The organism is Arthrobacter terricola, assembly GCF_004354015.1.
Classification (GTDB): Bacteria; Actinomycetota; Actinomycetes; order Actinomycetales; family Micrococcaceae; genus Arthrobacter; species Arthrobacter terricola.
In genome coordinates this window covers 1-15,284 of record NZ_SMRU01000018.1, presented here as the reverse complement: position 1 = coordinate 15,284, position 15,284 = coordinate 1, and the positions used below count along the sequence as shown (strand labels likewise).

The window sequence follows — 15,284 nt, the reverse complement described above, 5'->3', positions numbered from 1 at the left end:
AGCCTATTTACGTGCGGCGGGTTGGGGCGCCCGGCGCACGAGCGCCGCATAGAGTCCGTCCTTGCGGAGCAACTCGTCATGCGTTCCTAGCTCCGCCACGCGTCCGCGGGCCAGGACCGCAATTTGATCGGCATTGCGCACCGTTGAAAGCCGGTGCGCGATCATGATCGTTGTGCGCCCTTCAGCCAGTCGCTCGAGCGCTGCTTGGACCTGCGACTCGGTGTTGTTGTCGAGGGCGCTTGTGGCTTCATCCAGCACCAGGACGCGGGGGTTGCGCAGCAGCGTACGTGCGATTGCCAGGCGCTGCTGTTCGCCTCCGGAGAAGCGATACCCACGACTGCCCACGACCGTGTCATAGCCGTCCGGCAGTGAAATGATGAGGTCGTGGATCTGAGCGGCCCGTGCTGCCGCGATAAGTTCAGAATCGTTGGCGTCGGGTTTTGCATAACGCAGATTTTCACGCACTGTCGCGTGAACGAGGTACGTCTCCTGGGTGACAACGCCGACGGCGGAGGCAACGTCGGCCAGTGAAAGGTCGCGCAGATCGACGTCGTCCAGCAGGATCCGTCCGGCCGTCGGGTCGTAGAGCCGTGCGACAAGACCCGCAAGGGTCGATTTACCGCTTCCGGTGGCGCCGACCAGGGCGAGGCTTGTTCCGGCCGGTATCGACAGATCGATTGCGTCAAGGACGGTTTGCTTGTCGTAGGCGAAGCTGACTCCCTCGAAGCGGATGTTCCCCTGCACTTTTTCAGGATGCCGCGCCTCAGCCGGGTCTGCGATATCAACCGGCAGGTCGAGATATTCAAACACGCGGCTAAAAAGCGCAAGGCTTGAGTTGACATCGATGCCGACGTTCAGAAGGCCAATGAGCGGGCGAAAAAGGGAAGCCTGAAGCCCCACGAAGGCTACGAGAGTGCCAATCGTTATGCCGCCGCCCGTCACTGGGACACCAGCTGAGAGGTAAAGAACCGCAGGAACGGCTGCGAACATCACCTGCATGGTAGCCATCCGCCAGCGTCCAGCCAGCTGGGAACGGACCTCAAGATCGATCAGTTCGTGGCTCGTGTCCTCAAACCTTCGGCTCAACGCAGGGCCAGCGTGGAGCGTCTTACTCAGCCGGACAGCACTGATGCTCAGTCCCTCCTCGATCTGCACGTGCAGATCCGCGAGCTTGGCTTGGCGCAGACCGGTGATCGCGTGGCGCACGCGAGCGACAGCACGCGTTGTCACGGCAGCCGGTGGAAGTACCAGCAGGCTGACAACGGCCATCCGCCAATCGAGGGTAAACATCGCCGCAACCGCACCAACGACAACGGTCACGTTTGCAGCGATGCCAGTGGCCGTGCTCGTCACAACGGACTGCATGGCCCCGATGTCGTTGACGATGCGCGATTGGATCTCTCCCCCGCGGGTTCGGACAAAGAACCGCATGGACTGACGCTGAAGATGTCCGAAAACATCGCTACGGAGCCGGTGCATGACCTCTTGGCCCACTCGCGTCGCCACGAGGGTCTGCCCCACTCCCAAAGCTGCAGTCAGTGCGGCAACGGCAACCATTCCGCCAGCACAGATCAGCAGGAGACCCAGGTTCCGGTCGGGAAGAGCCCGGTCGATGATAAGGCGAACGAGGAAAGGCTGCGTCAGTCCGGTAAAGGAACTTGCGGCCACGAGAAACAGGACAAAGGCAACTTTCGCGATGTGAGGACGAAAGAGCCGCCCGACGCGACGGAATTCAACCGGGTGCTCCGCCAATTGACGCTTGTCGGCCTCCGCGGCGCGCGTCCCACGGCTGCTCGCACTGCCGGGGCCACCGGGAGCACGGCCGCCCTGAGGTCCTCCCCCGAACGGTGTCAACAGACTGGTCATGGTCTCCTTGCATCAATGTCGACTCTCAGTGTCAGAAACACGTTAAACTGAGGTTACCTCACTATGAGGAAAATGACATACCGGTAGAATGAGTCAGGTGGAAAGCACAGGAGAACTTCTTATGAACGCAGCCAAAGGGTTGCGGCGCAGCTATGCCCGTGTCCTGGCGGAGTGGGACGTTACCCTGGGGCAGGGCCGGGCGCTGCGTGTTGTCAGTACGACGCCCGGGGTAAGAATCTCTTCCGTCGCCGATGTCCTGGGCATAGCTCCGCGCTCTGCCACTGAGGTGATCGATGGTCTTGAGGCGCGGGGGCTCGTGAGCCGTGCAGCCGATCCCCATGATAGACGCGCTACGTCTGTCCTGCCGACTCAGGAAGGACTGCGGGTGCACAGGCTCATTGCCGAGGCCCGTGAGCGGGCAACGGTTGAGTACCTCTCCCGCCTCGTTCCGGAGGACCACGAAGAATTGAGGCGCCTGCTCGGCCTCCTCGTCCACGATGGGGCTTAACGGGCAGGATCGACCTCACCTTCGCCGAACGGTTGCGCGAACAAATCCTCGACGACGGCAACTACACCGCCGGAGTCCGCGCACATTCAAAATGCGGCAGCTGAATCTGGTGGGGCGACTATTGGTACTGTGGATGATCAACGTATTCATGGCGTGTTCCGGTGCCAAATATTGAACGGACATGCTTGTAAAACATCTGGAAGGCGGGGTCCTTAGATGCTCGGGATACCGGAAGGCGACGTGCCCGCGGCAAGCGGGACGGCAAGTGCAGTGCACGGCAGCCCACTGGGGTCAATCGCGCATGGTGAGCGCAGGAGGCCGCCGACGATTGCTGATGTCGCGCGCGTTGCCGGTGTTTCGCAGCCGACCGTTTCCCGAGTGTTGACCGGAAATATTCCGGTGCGTGAGGTAACGAAGGATCGGGTCCGGGCTGCCATGAAGAGTTTGGGTTACCGGCCGAACGGAGCAGCGCGCGCGCTGGTTCAGGGGCGCCAGCCCATCGTCGGGGTCATTACGCGGGATACCTCGCTGCACGGCTACAGCCGGATGCTGGCCAATATCGAAAGCCGGGCTCGTCAGGCTGGCTATCTCGTTGCCATAGTCGCCCTTGACCCGGCCGACTTGCAAACGTCAATGTCGGCGCTCGACGTGCTGTTGGGACAACCGATCATCGGGGTCGTAGTCCTTGACTACACCACATACGACGTTCGCCTGAAAGACAGCCTGGGAAACCTGCCCATCTCCACCGTGATCCACGGCGATTTGACCGACATCGACGTGCCCCATGTACGGGTCGATGACAGGAAAGCTGCGTACGAAGTCACCAACCATTTACTCTCCCTCGGCCATCGGACCGTACACCACGTCGCCGCCCCAAGCCGTAACGGCGAACCGCATATCCGTGAAGCAGCCTGGCGCCAGGCCCTCCTCGATGCCGGCGCGCCCGTCCCGGAAGCGCTTCGAACGGATTGGTCCATCGCCGCCGCCCGTGAAGCTGGAACCGCCTTGGCCCGCGACCCCGGGGTCACTGCGATCTTCTGCGCCAATGACGAGATTGCGTTTGCTGTCATGCGCAGCATCCATGAAGCAGGAAAACGTGTCCCCCAAGACATCAGCGTCGCCGGCATCGACGACGAACCCCTGGCGGCCACGTGGGTTCCGGGCTTGACCACCTACCGGCTCGATTTTGACTGGGCAGGAGCGGCAGCCCTGGAACTGCTGATGGAGCCCGACGAGCCCGTCAGCACTGCCGGCACGCCCTCGTACGGTCTTGTTACCCGGGAAAGCACCGCCCCTCCGCCCGCCACGGAATAAGCGGCCCGCAAGGTGCGGAGAAGGCCCGGAATGACTTCTCCAACTTAAAAATGATCAACGCTTGCATGCGGTCATGTCAGGACATATGCTTTTCTTCAAGCAATTCTGATCAACGCTATCATTTGGCGGACCGACGCAAAGGAGCATCGTTTTGGACAACATGCAGTCCACTCCCGGCAACACAGTTGTGGAGCAAGACGCGGAAGAATCCGCAGCCGCGGGGCCCTTCCGCTTCGAGTGGAATACCGGCAGATTGCGTCTGAATTTCATCGCCGATGCCGACCTCCCGGTAGTTCTCAGCGGCATCAGCGATTCCGGTTCTGCCTGGACGAATACAAGACAGCCGATTGTTGAACTCATGGCAACCGGCGATGGGCGGGCCCGGACAACAACGCGTTTCACCAATACCGGAGTCGGTGCTCGACTCCGCTATGAAGGCCATTCCACGCGGATCGAGGACGGGACTGCGCGGCTGGATGTTGTCCAGCGGGATCCCCTGACGGGACTCGAAGTGACGACATTTTTCAGCGCGTCCCCGGAACTGGCCGCATCCCGCGTGACGACTACCGTGATGAACACCTCCGGTACTCCGGTGATCCTTGAAGCGGTCAGTTCCTTTTCGGCGGGGGCATTCGTCTACCCCGGGGAATCAACGAAAGACTTGCTGCTGCACTCGGGCACCGGAGAGCAACTGGCGGAATTCCGATGGACGACCGAGGCCCTATGGAGCCAGGACAACCTCGCCGACTTCAACTCCGCGAACATGAACCAACCCGGTCGCGGCGGGGTTGAGAAGATCGGCACATCCACCTGGTCGACAGCCCGCGCCCTCCCGACCGGTGCCCTTGAGAACAAGGTCACCGGCCGCTCGTTTGCTTGGCAGATCGAACACAACGGCGGATGGCGCTGGGAAGTCGACAACATCCGCGAAGACGAAGACTCTGTGGCTCTCGTTCTCCTGGGTCCCGAGGACCTCGACCACCACTGGTCGCACAAGCTTGAACCGGGCGAATCATTCATGTCCGTGCCAGTGTCCTTTGCAGTCAGCGGTGCCGGGTTCGAGGGTGTCATAGCGGAGCTGACCCGCCACCGCCGGTGGTTGCGCCGCCGCAGGCATGCCGACGCCGGTTCGGTGCTGGTGTTCAACGACTACATGAACACCATCAATGGTGACCCGACGACCGAGAAGCTACTCCCCCTCATCGAGCAGGCAGCGGCCGCTGGTGCAGAGTGCTTCTGCATTGACGCGGGCTGGTACGACGACACGGTGGCCGGCGATTGGTGGCCCTCGGTCGGCGAATGGGTCCCTTCCGTCCGGCGTTTCCCTGACGGCGGACTGGCGCGGGTGGTTTCGGCGATCAGGGAAGCCGGCATGGGAGTCGGAATCTGGCTTGAGCCTGAGGTCATCGGCGTCGACAGCCCTCTGGCCAAGCAACTCCCGGACGGTGCCTTCCTGCAGCGCCACGGCCAGCGCGTCACCGAGCACCAGCGCTACTTCCTCGACCTGCGGCACCCCGCGGCCCGCGCACACCTGGATGCAACCTTCGACCGGCTCATCGCGACGTTCGGCATCGACTTCTTCAAGCTGGACTACAACGTGACCCCCGGGCCGGGAACCGACTTCGAAGCCTTCTCCGTCGGCGCCGGCCTGCTCGGCCACAACCGGGCCCACCTTGAATGGTTCACCGAGCTGCGCCGGCGCCACCCGAACGTGATCTTCGAGAACTGCAGTTCCGGTGCCATGCGCGCCGACTTCGCCATGCTGGAACTGTTCGATTTCCAGTCGACCTCCGACCAGGAAGATTTCCGCCTCTACCCGGCGATCGCCGCCGGCGCCCCTGTGCAGATGCTTCCCGAGCAGGCAGGAAACTGGGCGTATCCACAGTCATGGATGACCCAGGAGGAAATCGCCTACACGATGGTCACCGGCCTCAGCGGCCGCCTCTATGCTTCCGGCTACCTCAACCGGATGAACCCGGATCAGCTTGAGCTTGTGCACGATGCCTACCGGCAGTTCAAAGCGATCCGTAACAACATCGCCGCGTCCACTCCGAGCTGGCCTGCGGGCCTTCCCCAGTGGTACGCCGACACAATCGCGCTGGTGCTCTCGGGGCCTGAGGCCGACCTCCTCTACGTCTGGAACCGCGGCGATGAAACCACCGAGATCTCGCTGGGCCTCGGCACCGGCGTCACGGCCGCGAACCTGGTTGAAATCTATCCCCGGACACTTGCCCGGTGGGACGTCACCGACAGCCCCGGGAACACGGTTCTCCTGCGACCCGGAACCAGCGGCCCGACCGCCAGGGTCTACGCGATCCAGCGCGGCTAACTCCAACTCATCTGCAGCAACCCACCTATGAAGGACAAGCAATGAAGCTTTCTCGGAACACGACACGGGCGGCAATCGCGGCTTTCGGTGTCGCCGCTCTCCTGATCAGCGCAACCGGATGCGACCGCGGAACCTCCGCGTCCAGCAGCAGCGAGGTCCAGTTCTTCCTCAACGGCGGCCCCGACACTCCTCAGTACAAGGAGATGACGGATCTCATCGCCAAGTTCAAGGCAGAGAAGGGCATCACGGTCAACATGACGGCGGCGTCCACGGACTACGAAGACCAGATGAAGGTCAAGCTCGCCTCCGGTGACATCCCCGATGTCTTCACCACCCACGGCTGGTCGCTGCTGCGCTACAGCAAATTCCTCGAGCCTCTGACCAACCGGTCCTGGGCATCGAAAGTCAACCCGGGCCTGAACTCCGCCATGCGGGACAGCGACGGCAATATCTATGCCTTCCCCGGCGCGTTCGACACCGCCGGGATCGCCTACAACAAAGACGTCCTCGACAAGGCCGGCATCGACCCGGCCACGATCACCACCTGGGATGCCTTCAACAACGCAGCGGCAGCGGTAGCTGCCAAGGGAAGCACGCCGATCTTCTCCAGCGGCAAGGCCCAAGGCCCGGCAGGCCACATCGCCGACTACCTCGCCGCAGACACCTTCACGGACTCCCAACTCACCCAGATGAAGCAGGGCACCTTCGTCGACTCCGCCTACGCCAAGGTCCTGGACCGGGTGAAGTCCTGGCAGAGCAAGGGTTGGTTCAACAAGGACTACTCCTCGGCCTCCGAAGATGACATGGCCCACGCCCTCGCCAACGGAACCGCCGCCTTCGAAATCTACAACAACAGCATCCTCGCCTCGGCTAGGACGTACAACCCTAATGCCAACGTCGGATTCATCCCGCTCCCGCCCACCAACGGCTCCACCCCGTACCTGATCGGCGGTGAAGGCGTCGACTCGTTCGGCGTCTCCAAGACCAGCAAGCACAAGGACGACGCCCTGGCGTTCCTCGACTTCCTCGCCCAGCCGGACAACGCCGCGGCCCTCGCCGAAGCCAACGGCGCGGCAGCCGGCCTCGTGAATGTCAAGGTCGACTTCGGCAAACTCACCTCCAGCTTCGACAAGTACGTCACAAGCGGATCGACCCCGGTCAAGCCATATTTCGACCGCGTATACCTACCCAACGGGTCATGGAACACCATGGTCGCGACCACGGACTCCGTGATCTCCGGACAGTCGGACGTGGCCGGCGCGGTTGCCCAAATGAAGAACCAATTCGCCACGCTGTACGGCCAAAAGTAACACGAGGGGGGCCTGCCCCCGGCCAGGAGGCAGGCCCCTATCCGCACCACCCTTCGGCATTGCCGATCCAAAACCTCGCGAAAGCAATGACATGAGCCAACAAATCACCCTCCCCCAAACCACCAAGGGGGTCGAAGCCCCAACGGAACGCCGACCGCGGCGTCGCCGTGGCGGATCAATGAATCTGATGTACGTGCCTGCGATCGCCATGGTCGCGATCTTCATGATCTACCCGCTCGTGCAAGGGGTCGGACTCGCGTTCACGAACTGGGACGGATACTCTCCGACCAAGGCCTTCGTCGGATTCGACAATTTCGCGAGGCTCTTCAACGACAAGACGTTCCTGACCGCGCTGATCAACACCCTCATCTACGGCGTCGGCTGCACCGTGCTGCAGCAGATCATCGGCCTCGCGCTGGCTGTCGCCCTCGACGGCGCCGGCCGGAGCAAGGCCTTTGCCCGGGCGTTGATCTACCTCCCTGTGCTGGTCTCGCCCGTCGTGATGAGCATGATGTACTACTTCCTCTTCCAATACGACCGCGGCGCCCTGAACGACATCCTCGTCGCGCTCGGATTTGACCGGATCGCCTGGCTTTCCACCGGCCCCGGAACAGTCACCATCGTCGTGCTCATCAACACCCTTCAATTCGTCGGCATCTCGATGGTCATCTACCTCGCCGGCCTCCAGGGCATCGGCCAGGAAATCAACGAGGCCGCCGAAGTCGATGGCGCCCGGGGGCTCCGCCTCTTCCGTTCGATCACCCTGCCCCTGCTGCGCCCGGCCATCATTTCCAGCATGATCATCAACCTCATCGGCGGACTCAAGCTCTACGACGTCGTTCAGGTCCTCACCGGCGGCGGCCCCGGCTACTCCTCGCATTCGGTCTCAACCCTGATCGCACGAAGCTACTTCGGCCAGCAAGCCGCAGGATACGCCTCAGCCATGGGCGTCGCGCTTTTCGTCCTGATCGCAGTAGTCTCAATTTTCCTCGTCACACGTATGGACCGCACCGGAAAGGACATCTGATGGCCACCACAATCGCACCCCAACGAACCACCTCTGCACGCGTCAGGCGAACTTCCCGCATCGGACAACTCGGACGCTGGACCTTCATCGCCATCGCCGTCATCACCCAGGTGACCCCGTTCTATCTGGCCCTGACAACAGCCTTCAAACCCATCACCGACACCACCTCGCTATGGCTACCGCCCCTCAGTGGCGGAACGCTGGACAACTTCTCCACCGCCTGGAACTCAGGACACCTCGAATGGGCCCTGGAGAACGGCCTGATCGTCACCGTGGTGAGCACCGCGCTCACCTGCATTGTCGGCGCCATGGCCGCATACCCCCTCGCGCGGCGCAGCACGAAGCTGAACCGCTTCGTCTCACTGCTTATCCTAGGGATGCTCATGGTTCCGCCACTGAGCATCCTCGTTCCCCTCTACACCATGCTCGCCCAGCTCGGCCTGCTGAACACCTACATCAGCCTCAGCCTGGTGCTCACAACCATCCAGCTCCCCCTCGCGGTATTCCTCTTCACCCAGTTCATGCGCACCCTGCCCCTCTCACTCGAAGAAGCAGCAGCAATCGACGGCGCCGGACTCACCACCACCTTCCTGCGCATCGTGCTGCCCTCGCTCAAGCCCGTCATCGCAACAGTCGTGATCCTTACCTCGACCAACGTCTGGAACGAGTTCGCGATGAGCTCCTACATCCTGAACCAACCAGAAGTCCGCACCCTCGCGCCCGCCGCAGCCAGCTTCTTCGGATCGCAGGGAAACAACATCGGTGCCGCGGCCGCCGCCGCGCTCATCGGGCTGCTCCCCATCCTCATCGCCTACCTCTTCCTCCAGAAATACTTCGTCAAAGGCGCCCTCGCCGGAGCCGAAAAATAACCCGCCACACGAGCTGCAGGCAGCGAAAGGAACACGGCCGGCGGTGAATATTCAACTCGTCAGGAACTCGCCGGTGCCGTTGTATTTCCAGATCGCCGAAGGGATCCGCGCAGACCTGCGGCGAAACAACATCCCCGCAGGTTCCAAACTCACAACCGAGGGCCATTTGGCCCGGGAATTGAACGTCGCCCCAGGAACCGTGCGCCAAGCCATGCAGTTCCTGGCCAAGAACCAGATCGTGGTCCGGGTCCAAGGATCCGGAACCTACGTCGCCTGACACGAAGGCTTCCTCATCATTATTGTTAGCGCTAACATAGCTCTATTACCGTTCCGAATGGAGAAATACACATGACGGCAATACTGGATCCGTCCGATAGCTGTGTCATCGGCGTGGACTACGGCACCCTGTCCGGCAGGGCGGTGGTGGTAAGGGTTTCCGACGGCAAGGAACTGGGCAGCGCGGTGCACGAATACCCTCACGCCGTCGTCACCGACGCCGTTCCAAGCGCACCGGAGATAAGGCTTCCGGCCGACTGGGCGCTTCAGGTGCCGGAGGACTACCGGGAAGTGCTGCGCCGCGCGGTGCCCGCCGCAGTTGCCGCTGCGGGGATCGATCCGGCCCGGGTGGTGGGTATCGCGACGGATTTCACGGCTTGCACGATGGTTCCGGTGAAGGCGGACGGGACCCCGCTCAACGAGGTCCCCGGCTTCGCGGACCGCCCGCACGCGTATGTAAAGCTGTGGCGCCACCACGCCGCGCAGCCCCAGGCGGACCGCATCAACGCCCTCGCCGTAGAACGCGGTGAGGCATGGCTTCCCCGTTATGGCGGCCTGATCTCCTCGGAGTGGGAATTCGCCAAGGCCTTGCAGCTGCTGGAGGACGACCCGGAAGTCTATACGGTGATGGACCGTTGGGTGGAGGCCGCGGACTGGATCGTGTGGCAGTTGTGCGGGAACTACATCCGCAACGCCTGCACGGCCGGGTACAAGGGCATCTACCAGGACGGCACCTATCCGTCGGAGGATTTCCTGGCCTCACTGAACCCGGACTTCAAGGGCTTCGTCAGCACCAAGCTCGATCACATCATCGGCCGGCTCGGCGACGCCGCCGGGTACCTCACCAAAGAGGCTGCAGCGTGGACCGGTTTGCCTGAAGGCATCGCGGTCGCGGTGGGCAATGTGGACGCGCACGTCACCGCCCCGGCAGCCAACGCTGTGGAACCGGGCCAGCTCGTGGCCATCATGGGCACCTCGACCTGCCACGTCATGAACAGCGACGTGCTCCGTGAGGTCCCGGGGATGTGCGGTGTCGTCGGCGGCGGGATCGTGGACGGGCTGTGGGGATACGAAGCCGGCCAATCCGGCGTCGGGGACATCTTCGCCTGGTTCACCAAGAATGGCGTACCGCCGGAGTACCACCACGCTGCAGCGGAAAAGGGCGTAGGGATCCACGAATACCTCACCGAACTCGCCTCCACCCAGGAGATCGGTGAACACGGACTCATCGCCCTGGACTGGCACTCGGGCAACCGTTCCGTGCTCGTGGACCACGAACTCTCCGGCGTCATCGTCGGCCAGACCCTGGCCACGAAACCCGAAGACACTTACCGGGCATTGCTGGAGGCCACGGCGTTCGGCACCCGCACCATCGTGGACGCCTTCCGGGACTCCGGGGTGCCGGTGACGGAGTTCATCGTAGCGGGCGGGCTGCTGAAGAATAAACTCCTCATGCAGATCTACGCCGACGTCACCGGACTGCGCCTCTCCACGATCGGCTCCACCCAAGCCCCGGCCCTCGGCTCGGCGATCCACGCCGCGGTCGCCGCCGGCAAATACCACGACATCAGGGAAGCAGCGGCCGCCATGGCTTCGGCACCCGGCGCGGTCTACACCCCCATCCCGGAGAACGTCGCCGCATACGACGAACTCTTCGCCGAGTACCGGACCCTGCACGACTACTTCGGCCGGGGAACAAACGACGTCATGCACCGGCTCAAAGCCATCCAACGCAATGCCACCGCGCCGCGACTCGCAGCAGGGGTTTCCGCATGAGCGCCCTCCTGGACACGGTCGCCAGGATCCGGGCCGAGGTCTGCGCCCTGCACTCCGAACTCACCCGCTACGGGCTGGTGGTCTGGACCGCCGGCAACGTGTCCGCCCGCGTCCCTGGCCACGACCTCATGGTCATCAAACCCTCGGGTGTCTCCTACGACGCTTTGGCCCCCGGCCTCATGGTCGTCACCGACCTCCATGGCGTTCCGGTCAGCGGGGACGAAACGGCCGGCGAGTGGGGCAACCCGGACCTCTCGCCGTCGTCGGACACCGCCGCGCACGCTTATGTTTACCGGAACATGCCCGACGTCGGCGGGGTCGTCCACACGCACTCCACCTACGCGACGGCGTGGGCAGCCCGCGGCGAAGAAATCCCGTGCGTGCTGACCATGATGGGCGACGAATTCGGCGGCACCATCCCCATCGGGCCCTTCGCCCTCATCGGCGACGACTCTATCGGCCAGGGCATCGTCGAAACGCTGAAGAACTCGAATTCCCCCGCCGTGCTGATGCAGAACCACGGCCCGTTCACGATCGGCAAGAACCCCCGCGAAGCCGTCAAAGCCGCCGTGATGTGCGAGGAAGTCGCCCGCACCGTCCACATCGCACGCCAGCTGGGCGAACCGCTGCCCATCGACCAGGCCAAGATCGACTCCCTCCACGACCGCTACCAAAACGTCTACGGACGCTAACCCACTTTCCAACGAATCCAGGAGCAACGATGCCCAACGCCCACGCCACCACCCTTGACCACTACGAGGTCTGGTTCCTCACCGGCAGCCAGCACCTCTACGGCGAAGACGTCCTCAAACAAGTCGCCGCCCAATCCCAGGACATCGCCGCAGCCCTCAATGCCTCTTCCGACGTCCCCGTCAAGCTCGTGTGGAAACCGGTCCTCACCGATGCCGAGGCGATTCGCCGCACCGCCCTGGACGCCAACACGGACGACGCCGTGATCGGGGTCACTGCCTGGATGCACACCTTCTCCCCGGCCAAGATGTGGATCCAGGGCCTGGACCTGCTCCGCAAACCCCTCCTGCACCTGCACACCCAGGCCAACCGCGAGCTGCCCTGGGCGGACATCGACTTCGACTTCATGAACCTGAACCAGGCAGCCCACGGCGACCGCGAATTCGGCTACATCCAATCCCGCCTCGGCGTGCCCCGCAAAACCGTCGTCGGACACGTCACCAACCCCGACGTCGCCCGCCAGGTGGGCGCCTGGCAGCGCGCCTCCGCGGGCTGGGCCGCCGTCAGGGCCCTGAAGCTGACCCGCTTCGGGGACAACATGCGCAACGTCGCCGTCACCGAAGGGGACAAGACCGAAGCCGAGCTGCGCTTCGGCGTCTCGGTCAACACCTGGTCCGTCAACGAAATCGCCGACGCCGTCCACGGCGCGCCGGAGTCCGACGTCGACGCCCTCGTCGCCGAATACGAGCGCCTCTACGAGGTGGCACCGGAACTAAAGACCGGCGGTGCCCGGCACGAGTCCCTGCGCTACAGCGCCCGGATCGAACTGGGTCTGCGGTCCTTCCTGGAGGCGAACGGCTCGGCCGCGTTCACGACGTCGTTCGAGGACCTGGGCGCGTTGCGGCAGCTTCCCGGCATGGCCGTCCAGCGACTCATGGCCGAGGGCTACGGATTCGGCGCCGAAGGCGACTGGAAAACCGCGATCCTCGTCCGCGCCGCGAAAGTCATGGGCGCCGGACTGCCCGGCGGGGCCTCCCTCATGGAGGACTACACCTACCACCTGGAACCGGGCGCAGAGAAGATCCTGGGCGCGCACATGCTCGAGGTCTGCCCGTCGCTGACCGCCACGAAGCCGCGGGTGGAGATCCACCCGCTGGGCATCGGCGGCAAGGAAGACCCCGTCCGCATGGTCTTCGATACCGACCCGGGTGCCGGGGTCGTCGTCGCGCTCTCGGACATGCGCGACCGCTTCCGCCTCGTCGCGAACGCCGTCGACGTCGTCGATCTCCCCGAACCGCTGCCCAACCTCCCGGTCGCCCGGGCATTGTGGTCACCGAAGCCGGACTTCGCGACCGCCGCCGCCGCCTGGCTCACCGCCGGCGCCGCGCACCACACCGTGCTCTCCACCCAGGTAGGCATGGACGTCTTCGAAGACTTCGCCGAAATCGCACGGACCGAACTGCTCACCATCGACGAGACCACCACCATCAGGCAATTCAAAAAGGAACTCGCCTGGAACGCCGCGTACTACAAACTCGCCAGCGGGATCTAGTCCACGGTTGAGCGTCGAGACGGGGTGTTCCAGTGATCCACCCGACACCCTTTCTCCCATTGCGGATTGGACTATGCAGCTCGATCCGGTTCGTTATTCGTCCAGCGCGTACCTCGATACTGAGACTTGTGCTTTCAGGCGCGTAATTGGTTACCACCCCTCCAGGTCGACGAAAATGGTCCCATGAAAAGTAGCAGCGGGCGCCTGCCGACGCTTGAGGATGTAGCAGAGCGAGCAGGAGTCTCCCATCAGACGGTCTCCCGGGTGATCAACAACCACCCCAACGTCAGCGAGGGAACCCGTGAACGCGTCGAGGCCGCCATTGCCGAGCTGGGATACCGCCGCAACACTGCGGCGAGAAGTCTTGTCACCCGGCGATCCCAAACAATCGGCGTCCTGGCGAGCGAGCTTGCCCAGTACGGACCGGCACGGACTTTACTCGGAGTGGAACATGCCGCCAGGGATGCAGGCTATTTCGTCAGCATTGCCGCACTACGAACCATCACCCGAGAGGCAATCCTTGACGCTGTCCGGCACTTCCTCGACCAAGCCGTCGACGGAATCGTAGTGATGGTGCCGCACGCAGACACGCTGAGCACCCTAGCCGAAGTCAATGCCGGAGTGCCCGTGGTGGCGGTAGGTTCGCTGGGAGATGCGGAGGTGAGCGGCGCGATGGTTGACCAAAAGCGCGGCGCGGAGCTCGCCGTCAGGCATTTGATCGAGCAGGGACACCGTCGGATCGGACACGTCGCAGGTCCCCGGGACTGGATTGACGGCGCAGCCAGGGCCGAGGGCTGGCGTTCAGCGCTCCGAACAGCAGGCCTGGACGATGACCTGCTTGTCGAAGGAGACTGGAGCGCCGGCAGCGGCTACGAGATCGGACGGAAAATCGCCGGCGAGAGAACGGCCACCGCGCTCTTCGTCGGCAACGACCAGATGGCCCTCGGCCTGCTTCGCGCCTTCAACGAAGCAGGCCTCCGAGTCCCCGAGGACGTGTCCGTCGTGGGCTTTGACGACCAACCAGAGTCGGGATTTTTCACGCCGCCGCTCACCACGGTGCGCCAGGACTTCGAAGAACTCGGCCGACGATGCATGGACCTTATGCTCAGCTCCATCGACGGCGGGCACAGCGTCGGCACCACTGTGGTCGCGCCGGAACTGGTGGTCCGCCAGAGTTCTTCCGGCCCGGCCTGATCGGCTGACCTTTCACTCCTCCCGCGACCCGTACCGCTCAAGGCCACAGTGAAACCACCGTTGAACTTGAACCGAAGACCCCCGCTTTAGGGCCAATAGCCCCGGCGCGCCTCGTTTCTGGCCGTTTTCGCCCGGATTCTCGGGGTTTTTGCGGTCAACGATGAGCGATGATTTGTCATTGATTGTTGCTGATTAAGGTGAGTTAAGGGTGAGTCGGTTGCAATTGCTGACCGGAGAGCCGCGCCTGTCCTGCCGCGTCCGACACCGCCTCCACCCAAGCTTCCTCCTCCAGCCTGCAGTGGACCTCAGCGGTCCGTCTGGCTTTCATGGAGGGACGCGTCCGGGAACACATGACCGAAGTGAGCCTCCATTGCGGCCAACCGCAAGTTGTAATCGGCTTCGACTTCTCCAGCTGGCGAGGCGATGAGGCACGTCGACGGTCATTTTCCACGACAGTTAATCTTATCTGTCGTAAGATATGAACATGAAGCACCAAAGCCATCTGCTGGACCGCCTGCCGCGCGGCCTGTTCAGCATCTCCGACGCCGCCCAACACGGAGTGTCTCACACGAG

Annotated in this window: 12 protein-coding genes; 11 read left to right on the top strand and 1 reads right to left on the bottom strand. The window is 63.2% G+C overall.

Translation table 11 applies throughout. The annotated features are described in order from the left end of the window. Window positions 1-3 precede the first annotated feature (3 nt). The gene (locus E1809_RS15380; RefSeq protein WP_133205121.1) at window positions 4-1,866 is read right to left on the bottom strand and encodes an ABC transporter ATP-binding protein; all 1,863 of its coding nucleotides are present in this window, start codon (window positions 1,864-1,866) and stop codon (window positions 4-6) included. 121 nt (window positions 1,867-1,987) lie between these two features. Between E1809_RS15380 and E1809_RS15375 the strand changes: the two genes are divergently transcribed. From E1809_RS15375 to E1809_RS15325, 11 genes are all read left to right on the top strand, one after another. Further along, window positions 1,988-2,374 carry a MarR family winged helix-turn-helix transcriptional regulator gene (locus E1809_RS15375; RefSeq protein WP_205754204.1) on the top strand — a complete coding sequence of 129 codons (387 nt, stop codon included), beginning with the start codon at window positions 1,988-1,990 and terminating at the stop codon, window positions 2,372-2,374. A 216-nt stretch (window positions 2,375-2,590) separates the two neighbouring features. After that, window positions 2,591-3,688: a LacI family DNA-binding transcriptional regulator gene (locus E1809_RS15370; protein ID WP_133205119.1), complete on the top strand. Its 1,098-nt coding sequence runs from the start codon at window positions 2,591-2,593 to the stop codon at window positions 3,686-3,688. A gap of 160 nt (window positions 3,689-3,848) precedes the next feature. Beyond that, window positions 3,849-6,017, top strand: a complete 2,169-nt coding sequence (locus tag E1809_RS15365) for a glycoside hydrolase family 36 protein (protein WP_133205199.1) — start codon at window positions 3,849-3,851, stop codon at window positions 6,015-6,017. Between the two features lie 41 nt (window positions 6,018-6,058). Beyond that, the gene (locus tag E1809_RS15360; protein ID WP_133205118.1) at window positions 6,059-7,327 is read left to right on the top strand and encodes an ABC transporter substrate-binding protein; all 1,269 of its coding nucleotides are present in this window, start codon (window positions 6,059-6,061) and stop codon (window positions 7,325-7,327) included. 91 nt (window positions 7,328-7,418) lie between these two features. Then, window positions 7,419-8,354, top strand: a complete 936-nt coding sequence (locus E1809_RS15355) for a carbohydrate ABC transporter permease (protein ID WP_133205117.1) — start codon at window positions 7,419-7,421, stop codon at window positions 8,352-8,354. Continuing rightward, window positions 8,354-9,223, top strand: a complete 870-nt coding sequence (locus E1809_RS15350) for a carbohydrate ABC transporter permease (RefSeq protein ID WP_133205116.1) — start codon at window positions 8,354-8,356, stop codon at window positions 9,221-9,223. The genes E1809_RS15355 and E1809_RS15350 overlap by 1 nt, the downstream gene beginning before the upstream one ends. Window positions 9,224-9,266: 43 nt before the next feature. Next, the gene (locus E1809_RS26720) at window positions 9,267-9,500 is read left to right on the top strand and encodes a GntR family transcriptional regulator (RefSeq protein ID WP_165962334.1); all 234 of its coding nucleotides are present in this window, start codon (window positions 9,267-9,269) and stop codon (window positions 9,498-9,500) included. 71 nt (window positions 9,501-9,571) lie between these two features. Then, window positions 9,572-11,275 carry a ribulokinase gene (gene araB, locus E1809_RS15340; protein WP_133205114.1) on the top strand — a complete coding sequence of 568 codons (1,704 nt, stop codon included), beginning with the start codon at window positions 9,572-9,574 and terminating at the stop codon, window positions 11,273-11,275. After that, complete coding sequence (locus E1809_RS15335; protein WP_133205113.1) at window positions 11,272-11,967, top strand: L-ribulose-5-phosphate 4-epimerase; 696 nt, start codon at window positions 11,272-11,274, stop codon at window positions 11,965-11,967. Before araB ends, E1809_RS15335 begins: the two co-directional genes overlap by 4 nt. Window positions 11,968-11,996: 29 nt before the next feature. Continuing rightward, entirely contained in the window at window positions 11,997-13,517 is a 1,521-nt protein-coding gene (gene araA, locus E1809_RS15330) for an L-arabinose isomerase (protein ID WP_133205112.1), read from the top strand. A 183-nt stretch (window positions 13,518-13,700) separates the two neighbouring features. Further along, window positions 13,701-14,711: a LacI family DNA-binding transcriptional regulator gene (locus E1809_RS15325; protein ID WP_133205111.1), complete on the top strand. Its 1,011-nt coding sequence runs from the start codon at window positions 13,701-13,703 to the stop codon at window positions 14,709-14,711. Window positions 14,712-15,284: the final 573 nt, after the last annotated feature.